This window comes from Pigmentiphaga litoralis (assembly GCF_013408655.1).
Lineage (GTDB): Bacteria > Pseudomonadota > Gammaproteobacteria > Burkholderiales > Burkholderiaceae_B > Pigmentiphaga > Pigmentiphaga litoralis_A.
On the sequence record NZ_JACCBP010000001.1, the window covers coordinates 3,491,036 to 3,509,562 of the forward strand.

Below are 18,527 nucleotides of genomic sequence, written 5' to 3' on the forward strand. Positions count from 1 at the left end.
ATGCTCCTGGACTCAGAGGGAAGGACGCAGCACGAAGCTTTCGTTCGCTATGAATCGGCGGGGATCGTAGCCATCGATAACGGCGGGCTGCTTGTAGAACTCCACGGCCGGACCCACCTCGGCCAGCGACAGCAGCAAGTACATCAGCGGTTTGTCTTCATCGGGCAAGGCGTCGATCGGATGGCGATCCAGCCACGCAACAAGGGCATCGACCTCGGGCAACATCGCGTCCTTGAACGCCAGAATGTCGGCCATCGAGCTGGTGTTGCGCAGCGTGTTGCGTTCGGTCTCGGTGGCCAGGCACCAGCGCGTGAAAGGCGCCAGGTGGGCGAAGGCATCAGGCAAGGTAATGGATGACATCAACGATTCCAATCAGCGTGCGGCGTCGGCCTGGACCAGCCCGTCGACCACCTTGTAGTTGTGGCGAACCAGCAGTTCATAGTCCTGCAGGATCATGTGTTTCTTCACGCCTGTCTGTGCCGCGGTCTGGGTGCGCTCCAGCGTGCTCAAGTCTTCGAGCAGCACATCGCGCAGCGCCACCTTCATGTATTCCAGAAAGAAGCGGCCGCCTGCGGTGGGCATGTCGGGGTAATAGACGCGAGCTTCGAGCAGCGTGCGGTTGTGCGAAATGGGACGGAAGTTGTAGGCCTGGCAGTAGTTGGGCCGCAAGGACAGATAGAACTCGGGGAACACGACATTGATGTCGAACAGCCAGTTGTCACTGCCCGTCCAGTTCATGCCCTTGGGCAGTGTGTCGAGCCGGAATTCATGCGTGGCGCTGCCCATCCCGGCACGCAGCGCGGCGGCAGCGATCGGGCGGGTGGCGGCCGACTCGGCCAGGGCTTCGCGCGCCGCTTCCCCGCCCGAGGTCACGGCCTTGGGATTGCCGTACACCGACTTCGGGTTGCCCGCCAATGACAGCCGGCGATGGAATTCGCCACACAGCGCGTCCAGCGGCCGCATCGATCCGCCGTCGCTTTTGTCGATCGCGTCGGCGATCGAATGGCCGTGCACATAGGCCACGTGATAGGCCTCCTGGAAGGCGTCCAGCGCCAGCTTCCAGTTGCAGTTGACCTCGGTCGTCCACGAAAAGCCGGTGGTCAGCTTGTCGAAGGGATAGCCTTCGATGTCGCCATACATGGGCTTCATGAAGTCCGCGAGGGACAGGGCGGGTTCGGGGTCCATGTTGACGAAGATGAAGCCTTGCCACACCTCGCAGGCGACCCGCGACAGCCCGTAGTCGACCTTGTCCAGATCGAAAAAGCAGCCCTCTTCCGGCACGCCGGTCAGCTTGCCGTCCAGGTCATAGGCCCAGCCGTGGAACTTGCAGAAGAACTTGCGCGCCTTGCCGCAGGGCTCGTACACGACCTGGTTCATGCGGTGCGCACAGACGTTGTGCATGGCGCGGATCACGCCCTGCTTGTTGCGCACCACGATGATCGATGTATCGCAGGCTGCCAGATCCTTGACGAAATAGTCGCCCACCCCGGGGATCTCTTCGACGCGCCCGACGTGCAGCCACGTCTTCTTGAAGATCTTTTCCTTTTCCTGCGCGAAGTAGGCCGGCGAGATATAGGGTTCGACCGGCACCGGCCCGGTGCCCAGTTCAGGGTAACGATCATGCAGTCTTGCGGTCGTCCGGCTCATGCCCATCCCCAAGCTTCAATAATGAACGTCATTCTGTATTACGCCAAACACGCATGTCAACGGAATTTGCGAAACGTCCGGCCGGTCATGGGCACCGCCCGGAAATAAGGTGTTTGCGGATTAAAAAAAGAATGTCATTATTTATTTACAAACGAAAACGCTGATCCGCCATCAGGACCCGGCTGTCACCGGCCGGGCTCCGCCGACCGCTGTCCAACTCTGGGAACATGCCATGTCACCGCTTTCGCTGCCGGCGCCCCGCCGCCTGTTTGTCCCCCGTGCCCGCCGGGTTGCCTGCACGTTTCTCCGCACCGCCGCCCTCGCCTGCGCCACTGCACTTGCAGTGGCGCCCGTCCACGCGCAGACCGCTGCCGCACCGGTGCGTATCGGCACCGGCATCGACGCGGCCTACACGCCCTGGTACCTGGCCAACAGCCAGAAGGGCTTCGACAAGGCAGGACTCAAGGTCAACTTCAAGAAATTTGCGAATGGCGGCGAAGCGCTCGACGGCTCGCTCGCGGGCATGATCGATATGTCCGGCGCGGCCGAACCCAGCGTGCTGGTGCGCATGGCCCATGGCGACGTGCGCGCGCTGGCGGTGTTCGGGCAGTCCGCCAACTTCATCAAGCTGGCCGTGCGGCCGGGCATTACCGACGCCAGGCAGATCAAGAAATATGGCGTGATTGCGGGCAGCGTCAGCGACTATGCGACAGTCAAATTGCTTGAGAAGAACGGGATCGATCCGGCGTCGGTGCAGATCATCAAATCCGGGCCGCCCGAGCTGCCGGCCCTGCTCACGTCCGGCGCAATCGACGCCTTCTTTTCGCCCGAGCCGTGGCCGTCATTGGCAGTCAAACAGGGCGCGAAGATTTTGATGAACAGCGGCGACGTCGGCTACACCTTCACTTTGTGGGTGACGGCCGCCGGCCCTTGGTTCGACACCCATCAGGACGACGCCCGGCGTGTGGTGGCCAGCCTGGCCCAGGCGTGCCGCGAGATCCGCGCCGACCCCGCCAAGGGCGCCGCGGCCGCGCAGGCCGAGACCAAAGCGCCGCCGGCCATGACCCTGAGCTTTCTGTCGGAAGTGGACTGCACGGTGCGCGACTTCACCGACCAGGACATGGCCAGCTACGACCAGATCGCCGACTTCCTGGCCAAGGCCAAGATCACTCCCACCCGCGTCGACTTCCGGAAGTCCATGGTCCGCGGCTTCTACAAGGAATGACGCCATGGTTCCCGGCGCGGCAATCCATATCGACCGGCTGTCCATCGACCTGGGCGGGCAGTGCATTGTTGGTGAAACGTCGCTGGACGTGGCGCCCGGTGAATTCGTCTGTCTGCTCGGCCCCAGCGGCTGTGGCAAATCCACGCTGCTCAATGTGATGGCGGGCTTTCTGCCAGCACAAGGGCGAGTCACGGTGGGCGGCGTTCCTGTCACGGGGCCCGGCGTGGACCGCGGCGTGGTATTCCAGAGTACCGAAGCCCTGTTCCCGTGGCTGACCGTGACCGAAAACGTGATGTACGGCCCACGCCTGCGTGGCCTGTCGCGCAAGGACTGCGCCGCCAAGGCGCGCCACTACATCGACATGGTCGGGCTGACGCATGCCGCGCACAAGTTTCCGCGCGAGCTGTCGGGTGGCATGCGGCAACGGGCGCAGATTGCGCGCGTGTTGGTCAATGAACCGTCGGTGATCCTGATGGACGAGCCGTTCGGCGCGCTCGATGCGCAAACGCGCGAAGTCATGCAGCGCGAAGTCGATCGCATCCGCCGCGCGGCCCAGGCCACGGTGGTGTTCGTGACCCACGACATCTGGGAAGCCATTGTGCTGGGCGACCGGGTCATCACCATGACGGCGGGCCCGCAGGCGCGCATCAAGTCCGACATCCGGGTCGACCTGCCCGCGCCGCGCGACCAGGCCGATCCCGACGCGATCCGGCTCTACAGCACGATCCGCGACGGCATTGCGGCGGAAGTGGACAAGGTCATGCGACGGCAAGGCCTGGTGCGCGAGGTGGCCGCATGAACGCGTCCGCCAAGATCGTCACCGCGCCGCTGGCTGCCCCGCGCCGCCCGGCGTTCCGGCTGGGCGCCTTCGGTCCGTCGGTGACCGGCCTTGTGTCGGTGCTGGCCGGGCTGTTGCTGTGGCAATTGGTCAGCCTGCGCGTGCCGCCGTTGTTCCTGCCCTCCCCTTCGGCCACCTGGGCCGGCGCGGTCGAACTGGCGCAAGACGGCACGCTGTGGGGATCGGTCGTGGCATCGCTGCGCCGCATCCTGATCGGCTGGGCCATCGGCGTTGCCGTTGGCGTGCCGCTGGGCATTCTGATGGGCCAGTTCCGGCTGCTGCGCCGCCTGCTCGATCCCTATATCGAGTTCTTCCGCTTCGTGCCGCCCATTGCTTTCGTGACGCTGGCGGTGATCTGGCTCGGCCCCGATGAAAGCTCCAAGATTGCGCTGATCGTCTACACCACCGTGTTCATCGTCACCCTGAACATGATCGCAGGCGTGCAGTCCGTGGATCCCTTGCGCGTGCGGGCGGCTGCCGCATTGGGCGCCGGGCCGGTCAAGACGCTGTTCTCGGTCGTGGTGCCGTCCACCGTCCCGTTCATGGTGACCGGCGCCCGGCTGGCCATGGGCAATTCCTTCTTGACCATCGTGTCGGCCGAGATCGTTGCGGCGCAGGAAGGCCTGGGCGCGCTCATCTGGGCGTCGCGCAACTACGCGCGGACCGATTGGGTGTTCGTCGGGATCATTACCCTGGGCCTGTTGGGATTTGTGATCGACCGGATCGTGCGCTGGGTCGCAAAGAAGATGCTGTCGCGCTACGACGTCGCGCTGTAGACGTGAGGGCGGACGCGGGCTGTTCTACACTGCCCGCATCCAGACCACACCTACAACAGCAAAGAGACACCGTGCCGCAAGTCAAGAAACAGGGGATGCGGGAAGCCATCGTGGAAGCTGCGTTCCACCTCTTCTCGCAAAAAGGCTATACCACCACGACCATGGCGGAGATCGCCCGGGCGGCCAACATGACCGTGGCCAACCTGTATGTGTATTTCGATTCGAAGCTGATGATCCTGTACGAGATCTACCGCCCCTGGTTGGGCGGCCAGCTGGACACGCTGCGGCAGGCGGTGCGCCGGTCGCGCTCGCCGCGCAGCAAGCTCAAGCGTATCTTCATGGGGATCTGGGACGACATTCCGAAGGCGGAACACTCGTTTGCGAACGCGCTGATCGAGGCGCTGGCCTCGGCGCCGCAAAACATGGGCAAGCCCACCGATCTGCTCGCCACGGTCGAAACCTTCCTGACCGAGATGATCCTGGAAAGCCTGCCGCCCGAGCGCCAGAGCCTGGCCAAGGACGGCCTGCTGGCGCACGTGATCTGGATGGCGTTTGACGGATTCGTAATCAATCAGCGAATCGGCGACGTACGGAATATTTCCGCAGTCGCCGATCTGATGACGGACCTGCTGCTGGGCGAGACGCCCAGCCGTTGAGCAGGCTGGCCGTGTTCCTTACAGCACGTAGCGGGCGAGGTCCTGCTGCGCCACGGCTTCCTGCAGCCGTTCCACCACGTAGGGCGCGTCGATCCGGATGACGTCACCGGACTTCTTGGTGGCGTCGAACGACAGGTCTTCCAGCAGCTTTTCCATGACGGTGTACAGGCGGCGGGCACCGATGTTCTCGGTCTTTTCGTTAACCGCGAACGCCAGTTCGGCCAGCTTTTCGATGCCGTCGGGCGTGAATTCCAGCGTCACTTCTTCGGTGCCGAGCAGCGCCGTGTACTGCTTGATCAGCGACGCATCGGTGTCCGACAGGATGTGCACGAAGTCCTGCGCCGACAGCGAGTCGAGCTCGACCCGGATCGGGAAGCGGCCCTGCAGTTCCGGGATCAGGTCCGACGGCCGCGACAGGTGGAACGCGCCTGACGCGATGAACAGGATGTGGTCGGTGTTGATCATGCCGTATTTGGTCTTGACCGACGTGCCTTCCACCAGCGGCAGCAGGTCGCGCTGCACGCCCTGGCGGGACACATCCGACCCGCTCGTTTCCTGACGCGTGGCGATCTTGTCGATCTCGTCCAGGAACACGATGCCGTTCTGCTCGACCGCGGCGATCGCCTTGGTGCGCAGTTCTTCTTCGTTCACGCGCTTGCCGGCCTCTTCTTCCACCAGCAGCTTGAAGGCTTCCTTCACGCGCATCTTGCGCGGCTTTTTCTTGTCCTGCGCCATGCCGGCGAACATGCCGCGGATCTGCTCGGTCATGTCTTCCATGCCCGGCGGCGACATGATCTCCATCTGCGGGGCGGTCTGCGCCACGTTGATTTCGATTTCCAGGTCGTCGATCTGGCCTTCGCGCAAGCGCTTGCGGAAGGTCTGGCGGGCGGCATTGTCTTCGCGGACCGGGTTGCCCGACGCATCGCGCGGCGGCGTCACCAGCACGTCCAGGATGCGGTCTTCGGCAGCGTCTTCGGCCTGCGTGCGCACGCCGCGCATTTCGTTTTCGCGCACCAGCTTCACGGCCACTTCGGCCAGGTCACGGATGATGGTTTCGACGTCGCGGCCCACATAGCCCACTTCGGTGAACTTGGTGGCTTCGACCTTTACGAACGGCGCGTCGGCCAGCTTGGCCAGGCGGCGGGCGATCTCGGTCTTGCCGACGCCCGTCGGCCCGATCATCAGGATGTTCTTGGGGTGGATCTCGTGGCGCAGGGGCTCGGGCACCTGCTGACGGCGCCAGCGGTTGCGCAGGGCGACCGCGACGGACCGCTTGGCCTTGTTCTGGCCAACGATGAATTTGTCGAGTTCGGAAACGATTTCGCTAGGGGTCATGTTCATCCCAACACCTCGATCGTGTGGTGTTGATTGGTATAGATGCACAGGTCGCCGGCAATGGTCAGCGCCTTCTTCACGATCTCTTCGGGCGGCAGGTCGGTGTTCTGCTGCAGGGCCAGCGCGGCCGAATGGGCGTAGGAGCCGCCCGAACCGATCGCGGCCAGGCCATGTTCGGGTTCCAGCACGTCGCCGTTGCCGGTCAGCACCAGCGTGGTGGTCGCGTCGGCCACGATCAGCATGGCTTCGAGCTTGCGCAGCACCCGGTCCGTGCGCCAGTCGCGCGTCAGTTCGACGGCGGCGCGCAGCAGGTGGCCCTGGTGCTTTTCCAGCTTGGCCTCGAACCGTTCGATCAGGGTGAAGGCGTCGGCGGTCGCACCCGCGAAGCCTGCCAGGACGGAATCCTTGTACAGGCGGCGAACCTTGCGGGCCGTGCCCTTCATGACGATGTTGCCGAGGGTGACCTGGCCGTCGCCGCCGATGGCGACGCGGTTGCCACGACGAACGCTGACGATCGTCGTGCCGTGAAATTGTTCGATGTCTTTTTCCATGTCAGGACAGATGGGGACAGCCCGCGGACCAGGCAAGACCCCGAAGCGAAAAAATGGACGAAAAAAACCTGTCAGGCGCTTTTGGAGTAGAACGCGACGTCAGGCAGGCCCTTGAAATGGGCGTCGCAGGTCAAGAGTTCGGCACGCTGATGGCGTGCTGTCGCATAGACAATCGCGTCAGCGGTGGCAAGCCTGTATTCGCGGTGAAGATCCGCAGCCAGCAACGCGATCGAGGTGTCCAGAGGAACGACCACACACTTCTGCGTGTAGGCGATGACCCGGTCGGCCTCATCTTCACCCAGTTCGCGATTCAGCCATTTCGACAGCTCCAGCTGCACGATGGTCGGTACGATGCAATGCTGTTTATCCGGGAATCGATCGCGGTTTCGTAAGAATATTGTCGATTCAACACGATGCCCGTTTTTGTGTATTTGCACGTCTGGTCGACAGGACAAAAAAATCCCTGCATCGCTGGCCGGCCCGGGGTACGGGCGGCCTGATGCAGGGATTCATGGACAGCGTGGCACACCGCCGGCGCAGGCCGGCGGTTCAAGCAGGCTCAGTCGCCGTACAGCTTCTGGCGAAGTTCGCGGCGCTGCTGCGCTTCGAGCGACAGCGTGGCGGTCGGACGGGCCAGCAGACGCGGCACGCCAATCGGCTCGCCTGTCTCTTCGCACCAGCCGTAGTCGCCACCATCGATGCGCTGGAGCGCCTGCTGCACTTTCTTGAGCAGCTTGCGTTCGCGATCGCGGGTGCGCAGTTCCAGCGCGTGTTCTTCCTCGATCGTGGCGCGATCGGCGGGATCGGGCACGAAGGGGGTTTCGCGCAGATGCTCGGTGGTTTCACCGGCGTTCTGGAGCAGTTCGCGTTCGATTTCCTGCAGACGGGCCTTGAAGAAGGCGAGCTGCACGTCGTTCATGTACTCGGCTTCTGGCATGGCCAACAGCGCTTGTTCCGAGATCACGGCCGTGGCCGGTTTGGTAATCACGCTTTCCAACGCGTCCTCCTGAGTGACTTCTTGGGTTTTTGGTGCCGCTTTCGTTACCATCGCATGCCCCGCGCTTCGAGTGCCTATGTGGCGTTGAGCGGGCTCAAGCAGCCAGACACTGCTCCAGCCCGTGCATGAAGACGTCCTTCGGCAGATTGCGGCCGATGAACACCATTTTGCTGGAGCGCTTTTCGTTCGGACCCCAGGCCCGACCGACATCTGCGCCCATCAGCATGTGCACGCCCTGGAACAGCATGCGACGGTTGACGCCGTCCATATACAGAATTCCCTTGTACCGCAATAAATCCGTTCCGTACACCTGCACAATGCCTCCCAGAAACTCCTCCAAACGCATGGAGTCGAAAGGCTTATCCGACTTGAAAACGAAGGCGCCGATGGCGTCATCGTGATGGTGATGATGTGCGTGACCATGCCCATGATCGTGGGTCGGATCGGTGCACGTCGCGGCATCGTGATCGTCGTGCGCGTGGTCGTGTCCGTGGTCGTGCCCATGGTCATGACCGTGTTCATGGCCATGATCGTGGTCGTGAGATTCGGCGGCGTCGGGGTGGGTTTCGGCCAGGAATTCAGGATCGATATCCAGGATGGCATTCAGGTTGAAGCCATTGATATCGATGATTTCCTTGAGGTCGACCTCACCAAAATTTACAGGCGTGATCGTCGCGCGTGGGTTGATACGCAACAGTCGCGAACGCAGCGCCTGGTACTCGGCGTCTTTCACCAGATCGATCTTGGACACCAGCACGCGATCGGCAAAGCCGACCTGGCTCAGGGCTTCGGGCTGTTCGTCCAGCGTGGTCATGCCGTGCTTGGCGTCGACCACCGTGATCACGGCGTCGAGCTTGAAGTACGACGACACGTCGTCGTCCATGAAGAAGGTCTGGCACACCGGGCCTGGGTTGGCCATGCCGGTGGTTTCGATGATCACGCGTTCGAAATTCAGCTTGCCGGCGTAACGCTTGGCTTTCAGTTCGAGCAGGATGCGGACCAGGTCGCCGCGCACCGTGCAGCAGATGCAGCCGTTGTTCATTTCGACGATTTCTTCGTCGTTGTGCTGGATCAGCAGATCGTTGTCGATCCCTTCCGGTCCGAATTCGTTTTCGATGACGGCGACGCGGCGGCCATGGAATTCGGTCAGGATGCGGTTCAGCAGCGTGGTCTTACCGGCGCCCAAAAACCCGGTCAGGATGGTGACCGGAATCTGTGCGGTAGTGCTTTTCTTGGCGGACGACATGAATTAGAGCTCCTTGCGCAATGCGTCTTTACTGCGTCGACGTGGCGGTGGGGCGGCGGCTTCCTTGCCGCAGGCCGGGCAAAGGCCTCGCACGACCATCTCCACGTCGCGCCCTTCAAATCCGGCGGGCAGGCGCTCCAAGGTCTGCTCGATGCCCACCGGGGCGTCGATACAGAACATGCGCCGGCACGCGTCGCACTGGAAATGACCGTGCTGGGCATGGGTATGCGCCTCGCCGTCATGACCGTCGTGCGTCGGGTGATCGTGGTCGGACTGATGCAGCGCGCTGAAACGCCAGACCCGGTCTTCACCGGCGATCCGGTGCGCCAGGCCACATTGCACCAGCCATTCCAATACGCGGTATACCGTGACCCGATCGACGGACACCGCCCTGCCGATCCGGTCGAATACTTCCTGATGCGTGAGGGCGCTGACCGCGTCCAACAGGGTCGCCAGCACTCGCACCCGGGTCGCAGTCACCCGCGCGCCCTGCGTGCGAATCGCTTCGCGAGCTTGTTCCTCCACGCATTCCTCCTGAAAGCAGCGGGCGAATGAGGGCGCCGGATTACAGCACGCGCTGACTTCCACCCGCAAACCCGGACTTACCCCTGATACCGCGAAAAAAGCAGCGGACGGTGTAACACGAATCGCCGTCAACAGGCGCTACATGTATGTCCAAATACGGCAATTTCAAGTCCCAGGGCACGCTTGAGGGGGCTCCCTACCCCACGCGCTGAAGCAGGAGGCCCTTCAGGTACTCGCCTTCCGGGTGCGTCATCCGCATCGGGTGGTCGATGCCGGCGGCCAGGCGCTCGAGCAGGACGAATTCCATGTGCGAATCCGTCACCGCGCCAGCGACGATTTTTTGAAACAAATCGACGGTGATGGCGCCCGAGCACGAAAACGTCAGCAGGTAGCCGCCCGGCTTCACCAGACGCATCCCCTTCAGGTTGACGTCCTTGTACGCCCGCGCCGCCTTGTCCACATGGTGGGCCGATGGCGCGAACTTGGGCGGATCCAGTACGACGATGTCGAACTGCTGGCCCTCGGCGGCCAGCGCGCGCTGGGCGTCGGCCACCTTGCTGACCCGGCATTCGAACGCCGCCGGATCAATGCCGTTGCGGGCCGCATTCTGGGCCGCCGCCGCCAGCGCATCGGCCGACGAATCGACCGAAATCGCGCGCGCCGCGCCGGCCTTCATGGCCGCCAGCGAAAATCCGCCCGTGTACGAAAAGCAATTCAGGATCGTGGCCGACGGGCCGATCTGCGCCGCCAGTTCCGCGACGCGCTTGCGGCTTTCCCGCTGATCCAGGTAGAAGCCGGTCTTGTGGCCATGCAAGACGTCAACGCCATACCGCACGCCATCTTCAACGATCTCGACCGGTGCGGAAGGCGCATCGCCCCGCATCGGGCCGACCCGCGATTCCAAACCTTCGCGTTCGCGCACGGCGGCGTCCGACCGTTCATACACCTGCGTGCAGCCGGTGGCGGCGACCAGGCCATCCACCAGGGCTTCGCGCCAGCGCTCCACCCCGGCGGCCAGAAATTGCACCACCAACTGGCCATCGTAGCGGTCGGCCACGAAGCCCGGCAGGCCGTCGGCCTCGCCAAACACGACGCGGGCGCCATTGCTGCGCGCCGCGAGCGAACTGCGCCGCGCCACGGCTTCGTGCACGCGCTGCGCCATCCAGGCCGCATCGATCGTGTCCTGCTCGATGAAGCTCCAGCAGCGCACGCGGATCTGCGATTCGGGACTGAAGGCGCCCCATGCCAGGAAGCGGCCCTTGTCGTCCACGACCCGCACCGTGTCGCCCGACAGGGGGCGGCCCACAGTCTGGGCGATGCCGGTGGCGTACACCCAAGGATGGCGGCGCAGCAGCGACCGTTCTTTGCCGGACTTCAGGACGACTTCACTCATGGGGGGATCTCTTGCGGGCGGCGGGCGCCCAAATTCACGAAAGCGGGGATGTTATGCGATCGGCGCTCGGCGTGCAGACCGCCGGGCGCCATGGGGACCGTGCCCCGGGGGTCAGTACTTCCAGAAAATCTGCTGGATGACAGCCGGATCATTGGTGCGGGTCAGCGCCAGCGCCATCAGGATCCGCGCCTTTTGCGGGTTCTGGTCGCCGGCCACGACCCAGCCGTACTTGTCGTCGGGCTGCTCGCCATTGCGCACCACGACGCCGCTGCCCGTGCGCGAGGCGCGCAACACCTGCAGGCCCTTGCTGCGGGCGTCCTGCAAGGCCGGCACCATGAATTCCGACACGCTGCCGTTGCCGGTGCCCGCGTAGACCAGGGCCTTGGCGCCGCCGTTCACGATTGCGTCGACGGCGGCGCGATCCACGTTGCCGTAGGCGTAGGCAATGCCGACCTTGGGCAGCGTCGTCAGCTGGGCGATGTCGAATTCGCTGTTGACGGTATGCGCACGCGCCGGCAGGCGGTAGAACTGCGCCTGGCCTTCGACCACATAGCCCAGCGGGCCATAGGGCGACTTGAAGGTCTCGAGCTTGAAGGTGTTGGTCTTGCTGACGTCGCGGCCCGAATGGATCTCGTCGTTCAACACCACCAGCACGCCCTTGCCGCCGGCTTCGCGGGTGGCCGCGACCAGCACGGCGCTGTACAGATTGAGCGAGCCATCGGCGCTCAGGGCCGTGCCCGGACGCATCGATCCGACGATCACCACCGGCTTGGTGCTGTGGATGACCAGGTTCAGGAAGTAGGCGGTCTCTTCGATGGTGTCGGTGCCGTGGGTGATGACCACGCCGTCGACGTCATCGCGCTTGACCAGGTCGGCCACGCGGCGGCCCAGGGTCATCAGGCGTTCGTCGTTGAAGCTTTCGCTGCCGATCTGGAACACCTGTTCGCCGCGCACATTGGCCAGCTTCTTGATGTCGGGGACGGCTTCGATGATGGCGTCGACCGGCACCACGGCCGACCGGTACGCCGACGTATTGGTCGCCGCGGCCCCCGCGCCGGCAATGGTGCCGCCGGTCCCGAGGATGACGACATTCGCCAGGTTCTGCGCCATCGCGCAGCACGTCATGGCGACGAAAAGGAAGACGGCGCCGGTGGAACGGCGGGCAAGGTGCTGGATGGTCATGGACATTTCCCCCTGAAAAATCGGTGTGCCGTCCTGGCCGCCGGCCGCGCCGGCGAGTGATCAGGACGACGTTTTCTTGTCGTCGGGCGCCGCCCGCGCCGCACGCGGATGGGCCTTGTCGTACACCTTGGCCAGGTGCTGGAAGTCGAGCCGGGTGTAGATCTGCGTGGTGGAAATGCTGGCGTGACCCAGCATTTCCTGCACGGCGCGCAGGTCTTCGGCGGACTGCAACACATGGCTGGCAAAACTGTGGCGCAGCACGTGCGGGTGGACATGGGCCGGCACGCCGGCCGCTTGCGCCCACCGGGCCAGCTGCATCTGCACCACCCGCGGCGCGATCCGGGCGCCGCGCACGCCCACGAACAGGGCATTGGCGTCGGCCGGATGCGCGGCCAGCTGCGATGCGTCGTCTTTGGCCAGCGACGGCCGGTCGGCCAGCCAGGCGGTCAGCGCCGTCCGGGCCGCTTCGCCCACGGGCACCGTGCGGCGCTTGCCGCCCTTGCCCAGCACGCTGACTTCAGCCGCATCCAGATCGATCCAGCCCGCCGACTCGTACTGTGCCGTCTTCAGGTAACGCACGTCCAGTCCGGTCAACTCCGATAAGCGAAGACCGCTGGAATAGAAAAGCTCGAACATGGCCCGGTCGCGGCTGGCCACCAGCCGGTCGGGTTCCGACAGGTGCGCGGCCACGCCGCCCACGGTGCCGGGCACGTGATCCAGCAAGGCCTGGGTCTGGTCGACCGACAGCGCCTTGGGCAGTCCGCGGGGCGCCTTGGGCGCGCGCAGACCCGCCACCGGATTGCCGGGCAGGCCCGCCTGGGGCGCCCACCACTGATAGAAGCCGCGCCACGACGCGAGCATGCGTGCCAGGCTGCGCGGCCCCATGCCGCGGGCATGCAGCTGGCCCAGATAGCGGCGGATATGGCCGGACGAGATGTCGGCCAGCGGCAGGCCCCCCGCCAGCGTCATCAATTGCTGCAGGTCGCGCCGGTAGGCGGACAGGGTATGGGCGGAATAGCGGCGGGCAGTTTCCAGATGCTGCAACCACTGCAGCATCGGCGGCGCCAAGGGAACGGTGTCGGCTGGCGCGCCCGCCATGTCAGTCTGCCAAAAGCCGCGAGAGCGACGCGCTGGCGACTTCGCCAATGCGCGCCAAAAAGGCCGTGCCCATCGACGGCGAAAAGCGGTCCGGATCGGGCGATGCCAGGACCAGCAGGCCGAAGGCCTGGGGCGACAGGCCCACGCGCAGGGGGATCAGCGCGATCGAGCCCACCGTGCGTTCCAGCCAGGTGGCCGCCTCGAAGCCCGCGTTCGGGCCGCAATACGGCGACATCAGGCTGTTGGTGAAGCTGCGCACGTCGTCGGTGACGCTGCCCTGCCAGACCGGGGTGTCACCCGCGCCATCAGTCTTTACCGGAAGGCCCCACACCCGCAGCGCCACGTCGGGCACGCTGAAGATGTCGGCCAGGCCGGTGGTCAGCACGTCGGGCAGCTTGCGCGCCGACGCTTCTTTCAGCAGCGCGCGGCTCCAGCGCTGCAGGTTGTCGGCGATGTGTTCGTTTTCGGCGGCGTTCCGAACCAGTTCGGCCACCCGCAGTTCCATGCCGCGCACGCGTTCGCGCAGCGCCAGCACCTGGCGTTCGGCCAGCGGAATCGCGCGGCCTTCATGGGGGTGGGGCACCTTCAGCGTACTGAAGAGCTCGGCATGCTGTTCAAAGAAATCGGAGTGGTCCTGCAAGTATTGCGCGACTGCGTTGGCGTCCATCGTGTGCTTTTCTAGATCCATTGATTACCTTCTTCCAGGGAGTGCCCGGCGGGTTGGCGCCGGGCGACCGCGTTCAGCCCAGCAGGGTGTCGACGTCGATCACGCCCTGGAAGACCGTCACGACCGGGCCGGTCATGACCAATTGTTCGCCGTCCCACGCAATGGTGAGCACGCCGCCGCGCGTCTGCACGCGCACCGGCGAATCCAGCAGTCCGCGGCGGATGCCGGCGGCCACCGCCGCGCAGGCGCCCGTCCCGCAGGCCAGGGTTTCGCCCGACCCGCGTTCGAACACGCGCAGCCGGATGTTGCGCCGGTCGACGACTTGCATGAAGCCGGCGTTGACCCGGCGCGGGAAGCGGCGATGGCTTTCCACTCGCGGGCCCACCGTGGCGACCGGGGCGGTATCGACATCGTCGACCACCTGCACCGCGTGCGGGTTGGAGATGCCGACCACCGATACCCACACCGTGCGTTCGGCGCCGTCTTCCCCGGTCAGGGCCAGCGGCCAGAGCCGGTCTTCGCCTTCGATGCGCGGCACCAGGCCGGCGCTGTCGAACGGAACGGCCGCCGGCTCGAAGCTGGTGCGGCCCATTTCGACGTTGACCTCGCCATCGTCCTGCTCGTTGAGCACGATGATGCCGGTGCAGATTTCGGCGCGGATCGGATTGCGGTCGGTCAGGCCCTGCTCGTGCACGAAGCGGACGAAGCAGCGCGCGCCGTTGCCGCAGTGTTCGACCTCGCCACCGTCGGCATTGAAAATGCGATACCGGAAGTCGGCGTCGGCCCGCGTCGCAGGTTCCACCAACAGGATTTGATCGGCCCCGACACCGAATTGACGATGGGCGAGCTTGCGCGCGCGCTCGGGGGTGAGCGTGATGTTTTGACGAACGCCATCGAGAACGACAAAGTCGTTGCCTGCGCCGTGCATTTTGGTGAAGTGCCAGTCCATCGCCGGATTATCGCACCTTGTTGCACATTCGGCCGTGCGCCCGCCGCGGGGCCGCCGCAACAGCAGGTTTCCAACGAACGCGGCAGTCACCGGGCCGGGCTTGCTATTCTGCGGACTTGCCCCTTTCTTCCCGGTTGACCATGGCCCGTATCGTTCCCGACGGCTGGCGCGAAGTCAGCGCCACCGGCGCCGCCCAGCGCGAAATCGAAACCCTGGCGCTGCTCGCGCGCGGGCTGCCCGAGGGCTACACCGTCTATCACGCGGTCCACTGGACCAACGTCGAACAGGGCTTTTCGATCTACGGCGACATCGACTTTGCCGTGGTCAGCCCCGCCGGCGAACTGCTGCTGATCGAGCAGCAGGCCGGCTTTCTGGAAGAGACGCCCGAAGGCATCTTCAAGAAGTATCCCGATGGCGCCAAGAACGTGCGCGTGCAACTGGCCCGGCAGGTATCGGTACTGCAGAGCCGTTTGTCGAAGCGGCCCAACATCGGCCCGGTGCGGGTGGAATACCTGCTGTACTGCCCTGACTATCTGGTGCGCTTTCCCGACACGGCCGGCCTGGCGCCGGAACGTATCGTGGACGCCGATCGCCGCGACCAGCTATGCGCGATCATCCAGGCGGCGATCCCGCCCGGCCCGCCCAACGGCCAGGGCGCGCATGTCCACCGCTTCCTGAGCGACGTGATCCAGCTGCATCCTGACACCAGCGTGATGGTGGGCCGCGCGCAGGCGATGGTGACGCGGATCTCGGGCGGCCTGACGCACTGGGCGCATCAGCTGGAGTTCGATCCCTTCCGCCTGCATGTGATTGGCACGGCCGGATCCGGCAAGACCCTGCTGGCGCAGGCCGAATACCGCGACGCGATCGATGCCGGCAAGCGGCCCTTGTATGTGTGCTTCAACCGTCCGCTGGCCGACCACTTTGCCGAGGTCGCACCGGAAGGCGGCATGGCCTGCACCTTCCACACGCTGTGCGGCGCCATGCTGCGCACGATCGGCACGCAGGCCGACTTTTCGCGCGCCAGCGTGTTCGACGATCTGGTCGAGCAGGCCGCGACGATTCCCGTGCCGCCATCCATGATCTTCGACACCGTGATCGTGGACGAAGGCCAGGACTTTACCGACCACTGGCGCGACATCGTGCTGCGCCACGCGGCGCCCGACGCGCGCATCGTGTGGCTTGAAGATCCGATGCAGAACCTGTACGACAAGCCGCCCGTGCAACTGCCCAAGTGGGTCACCCTGCATGCCACGGCGAACTACCGCAGCCCGCGCAGCGTGGTCAAGCTGCTGCAGAACCTGCTGCCCGATACGGTCACGGTGGAACCCTGCGGGCCGATCGCCACGTCTGACGTGGAAGTGATGGTCTATGACGACACCGCGCAATTGATCGACCACACCAAGAAGGCGATTTCGCATTGCCTGGCGGCGGGCTTCAAGCGCAGCGACATTGCCGTGATCGGATTCCGTGGCCGCGAGCAGTCGGCCCTGCTGCGCCAGTCGCAGCTTGGCCCGCATGCCATGCGCACCTTTACCGGCACCTACGACCTGTTCGGCAAGCCGGAATTTTCGGAAGGCGACGTGCTGATGGAGTCGATCTACCGCTTCAAGGGCCAGGCCGCGGCGGCCGTGGTGTTTACCGAAATTGACTTCGAAGCGCTGGACACCAAGACCAAACGCAAGCTGTTCGTGGGCGCGACGCGGGCCATGATCAAGCTGGTGCTGGTGGTGTCGAAGCGGTCGCCGAAAGACTGGCTCGACAGCTGACGGCCGAGGGGCGCGACCCCTTTGGCCGCAGCCCGGGCGCGCAGCTTGCTTGGGTCGGGCGTCCCGACTCCAGGAAATTTGCATGTCCCCGCAGCACTTCGATGTCATTGTCGTCGGCGGCAGTTATGCCGGCCTGTCGGCGGCCATGCCGCTTGCCCGTGCCCGGCGCAGCATACTGATGATCGACGCCGGCCAGCGCAGGAACCGGACGGTCGAACGCGCGCATGGCTTCCTGGGCCATGACGGCAAGGGCCCCGCTGCGATCGCGGCCTTGGGCCGCGAACAGCTGCTGGCCTATCCCAATGTGCAATGGCGCGACGCGTTTGCTGAAACCGTTCGGCGCGACGGTGATCGTTTCGTTGTTACCTGCAACGATGGGGTGCCGGTGTCTTCCGACCGGCTGGTGCTGGCCACCGGCCTGATCGACGATCTGCCCGACATTCCCGGACTGTCGGAACGCTGGGGCAAGACGGTCTTCAACTGCCCCTATTGCGATGGTTATGAACTGGATCGCGGTCCCGTCGGCCTGCTCGGTACCGGCGCGTTGTCGGTGCACGAATCCATGATGCTGACCGACTGGGGCACGGTCACCCTGTTCACGAATGGCTGCGTGGCGCTGGATGCCGACCAGGCAGCCCAACTGCAGGCGCGCGGGGTCGACGTCGTGGACGGCATCGTCGCGTCCATCGACGAGCAGGCCACGATCGTCATGGACGACGCCCGGCGCCAGGTCTTGCGCGGCCTGTTCGTGGCGCCGCGCCAGCGGATGACCAGCACGCTGCCGCAGCAGCTCGGCTGCACGCTTGAAGAAGGCCCCTTTGGCAGCTTCATCCGCACCGACGCCTGCAAGGCAACCGACGTGCCGGGCGTCTTCGCCTGTGGTGACGCGGCGCGCGCCACGCACAGCCTTGCGTCAGCCGTTGGCGATGGCTTCCAGGCCGGCGTGGCCGTCCACCAATCGCTGGTGTTCGCCTGACCCGGGCGCGCCACTTGCTGTACCGGAAGCTCCCAAGAAAACCCACAAGGAGTCCTCCATGAGCATTCGCACCGCAACCTTGAGCGCTGTCGCCGCATGTTTCGTCATGGCCAGCACAGCCGCGGTCGCACAGACCGGCTCGCAGACGCCTCCGGATGGCCCGACCGTCCGCGCGGCCCCCGCGACATCGCCTGACACGTCGATGCCTTCAACAAAAGGATCGCGCTCCAACCTGCACAAGACGGACACCGCATTCCTGGAGAACGCGGCGCAGGGCGGCTTTGCCGAAGTGGAAGCCGGCAAGCTGGCGCAAAGCAAGGCCAGCAATGCCGAGGTCAAATCCTTTGGCCAGATGCTGATCGATGAACACACCAAGGTGAACCAGGAACTGGCGACCCTGGCTTCGTCCAAGGGCTACACGCCGCCGACCGAACCGTCGGTGGTGCAGCGGACCGAACTGCGTGCCCTGGGCGTGCTCGACGGTGACAACTTCGACAAGATGTTCATCCGCCGTATCGGCGTGGCGTCGCATGAAGCCACCATCAAGCAGTTCCGCGAAGCGTCGCGCAGTGCCCGTGACCCTGACGTGAAGGCATTTGCCACCAAGACGCTGCCGTCGCTGGAACAGCACCTGAAGATGGCCAAGACCCTGCAGACCAAGCTCGGCAAGGACTGAGCGCCCCGATGAACGAGATAC

Annotated in this window: 20 protein-coding genes; 7 read left to right on the forward strand and 13 right to left on the reverse strand. The window is 64.7% G+C overall.

Translation table 11 applies throughout. From position 1 onward, the window contains the following. Nucleotides 1-12 precede the first annotated feature (12 nt). The gene (locus tag HD883_RS15810; protein ID WP_179583769.1) at nucleotides 13-360 is read right to left on the reverse strand and encodes a hypothetical protein; all 348 of its coding nucleotides are present in this window, start codon (nucleotides 358-360) and stop codon (nucleotides 13-15) included. A 12-nt stretch (nucleotides 361-372) separates the two neighbouring features. Further along, on the reverse strand, nucleotides 373-1,647 hold the full coding sequence (locus HD883_RS15815; protein WP_179583767.1) for an aromatic ring-hydroxylating oxygenase subunit alpha: 1,275 nt from the start codon (nucleotides 1,645-1,647) through the stop codon (nucleotides 373-375). 343 nt (nucleotides 1,648-1,990) lie between these two features. On the opposite strand from HD883_RS15815, the gene HD883_RS15820 reads away from it, so the two are divergent. From HD883_RS15820 to HD883_RS15835, 4 genes are all read left to right on the forward strand, one after another. Further along, on the forward strand, nucleotides 1,991-2,872 hold the full coding sequence (locus tag HD883_RS15820) for an ABC transporter substrate-binding protein (RefSeq protein WP_179583766.1): 882 nt from the start codon (nucleotides 1,991-1,993) through the stop codon (nucleotides 2,870-2,872). Nucleotides 2,873-2,876: 4 nt separating this feature from the next. Continuing rightward, nucleotides 2,877-3,671, forward strand: a complete 795-nt coding sequence (locus HD883_RS15825) for an ABC transporter ATP-binding protein (protein WP_179583765.1) — start codon at nucleotides 2,877-2,879, stop codon at nucleotides 3,669-3,671. Beyond that, nucleotides 3,668-4,486 carry an ABC transporter permease gene (locus HD883_RS15830; protein ID WP_179583763.1) on the forward strand — a complete coding sequence of 273 codons (819 nt, stop codon included), beginning with the start codon at nucleotides 3,668-3,670 and terminating at the stop codon, nucleotides 4,484-4,486. The genes HD883_RS15825 and HD883_RS15830 overlap by 4 nt, the downstream gene beginning before the upstream one ends. Nucleotides 4,487-4,557: 71 nt before the next feature. Then, nucleotides 4,558-5,142: a TetR/AcrR family transcriptional regulator gene (locus tag HD883_RS15835; RefSeq protein ID WP_179583762.1), complete on the forward strand. Its 585-nt coding sequence runs from the start codon at nucleotides 4,558-4,560 to the stop codon at nucleotides 5,140-5,142. Between the two features lie 18 nt (nucleotides 5,143-5,160). Here the strand turns inward: HD883_RS15835 and hslU are convergent, their stop codons facing one another. The 11 genes from hslU to dapF form a co-directional block, all read right to left on the reverse strand. Beyond that, on the reverse strand, nucleotides 5,161-6,477 hold the full coding sequence (gene hslU, locus HD883_RS15840) for an ATP-dependent protease ATPase subunit HslU (RefSeq protein ID WP_179588528.1): 1,317 nt from the start codon (nucleotides 6,475-6,477) through the stop codon (nucleotides 5,161-5,163). A gap of 2 nt (nucleotides 6,478-6,479) precedes the next feature. Beyond that, nucleotides 6,480-7,016 (reverse strand): ATP-dependent protease subunit HslV, encoded by a 537-nt coding sequence (gene hslV, locus HD883_RS15845; RefSeq protein ID WP_179588529.1) that lies wholly within the window; start codon nucleotides 7,014-7,016, stop codon nucleotides 6,480-6,482. 83 nt (nucleotides 7,017-7,099) lie between these two features. Further along, nucleotides 7,100-7,465, reverse strand: coding sequence for a type II toxin-antitoxin system VapC family toxin (locus HD883_RS15850; RefSeq protein ID WP_179583760.1), 366 nt, complete (start codon nucleotides 7,463-7,465; stop codon nucleotides 7,100-7,102). Nucleotides 7,466-7,587: 122 nt separating this feature from the next. After that, nucleotides 7,588-7,965 (reverse strand): RNA polymerase-binding protein DksA, encoded by a 378-nt coding sequence (gene dksA, locus HD883_RS15855; protein WP_257022530.1) that lies wholly within the window; start codon nucleotides 7,963-7,965, stop codon nucleotides 7,588-7,590. Nucleotides 7,966-8,119: 154 nt separating this feature from the next. Then, the gene (locus tag HD883_RS15860; protein ID WP_179583752.1) at nucleotides 8,120-9,271 is read right to left on the reverse strand and encodes a CobW family GTP-binding protein; all 1,152 of its coding nucleotides are present in this window, start codon (nucleotides 9,269-9,271) and stop codon (nucleotides 8,120-8,122) included. 3 nt (nucleotides 9,272-9,274) lie between these two features. After that, nucleotides 9,275-9,796 carry a Fur family transcriptional regulator gene (locus HD883_RS15865; protein ID WP_179583750.1) on the reverse strand — a complete coding sequence of 174 codons (522 nt, stop codon included), beginning with the start codon at nucleotides 9,794-9,796 and terminating at the stop codon, nucleotides 9,275-9,277. A 196-nt stretch (nucleotides 9,797-9,992) separates the two neighbouring features. Then, nucleotides 9,993-11,189, reverse strand: a complete 1,197-nt coding sequence (locus HD883_RS15870; RefSeq protein ID WP_179583748.1) for a class I SAM-dependent rRNA methyltransferase — start codon at nucleotides 11,187-11,189, stop codon at nucleotides 9,993-9,995. A gap of 111 nt (nucleotides 11,190-11,300) precedes the next feature. Beyond that, nucleotides 11,301-12,371 carry a type II asparaginase gene (locus HD883_RS15875; protein ID WP_373563382.1) on the reverse strand — a complete coding sequence of 357 codons (1,071 nt, stop codon included), beginning with the start codon at nucleotides 12,369-12,371 and terminating at the stop codon, nucleotides 11,301-11,303. 60 nt (nucleotides 12,372-12,431) lie between these two features. Beyond that, the gene (gene xerC, locus HD883_RS15880) at nucleotides 12,432-13,469 is read right to left on the reverse strand and encodes a tyrosine recombinase XerC (protein ID WP_179583744.1); all 1,038 of its coding nucleotides are present in this window, start codon (nucleotides 13,467-13,469) and stop codon (nucleotides 12,432-12,434) included. Nucleotide 13,470: 1 nt separating this feature from the next. Then, nucleotides 13,471-14,136: a DUF484 family protein gene (locus HD883_RS15885; protein WP_179583742.1), complete on the reverse strand. Its 666-nt coding sequence runs from the start codon at nucleotides 14,134-14,136 to the stop codon at nucleotides 13,471-13,473. A 73-nt stretch (nucleotides 14,137-14,209) separates the two neighbouring features. Then, the gene (gene dapF, locus HD883_RS15890) at nucleotides 14,210-15,085 is read right to left on the reverse strand and encodes a diaminopimelate epimerase (RefSeq protein WP_179583740.1); all 876 of its coding nucleotides are present in this window, start codon (nucleotides 15,083-15,085) and stop codon (nucleotides 14,210-14,212) included. Between the two features lie 140 nt (nucleotides 15,086-15,225). Between dapF and HD883_RS15895 the strand changes: the two genes are divergently transcribed. The 3 genes from HD883_RS15895 (at nucleotide 15,226) to HD883_RS15905 (ending at nucleotide 18,506) form a co-directional block, all read left to right on the forward strand. Next, the gene (locus HD883_RS15895; protein ID WP_179583738.1) at nucleotides 15,226-16,854 is read left to right on the forward strand and encodes an ATP-binding domain-containing protein; all 1,629 of its coding nucleotides are present in this window, start codon (nucleotides 15,226-15,228) and stop codon (nucleotides 16,852-16,854) included. 82 nt (nucleotides 16,855-16,936) lie between these two features. Beyond that, nucleotides 16,937-17,830: an NAD(P)/FAD-dependent oxidoreductase gene (locus HD883_RS15900; protein WP_179583736.1), complete on the forward strand. Its 894-nt coding sequence runs from the start codon at nucleotides 16,937-16,939 to the stop codon at nucleotides 17,828-17,830. A gap of 58 nt (nucleotides 17,831-17,888) precedes the next feature. Continuing rightward, nucleotides 17,889-18,506, forward strand: a complete 618-nt coding sequence (locus HD883_RS15905) for a DUF4142 domain-containing protein (RefSeq protein WP_179583734.1) — start codon at nucleotides 17,889-17,891, stop codon at nucleotides 18,504-18,506. Nucleotides 18,507-18,527: the final 21 nt, after the last annotated feature.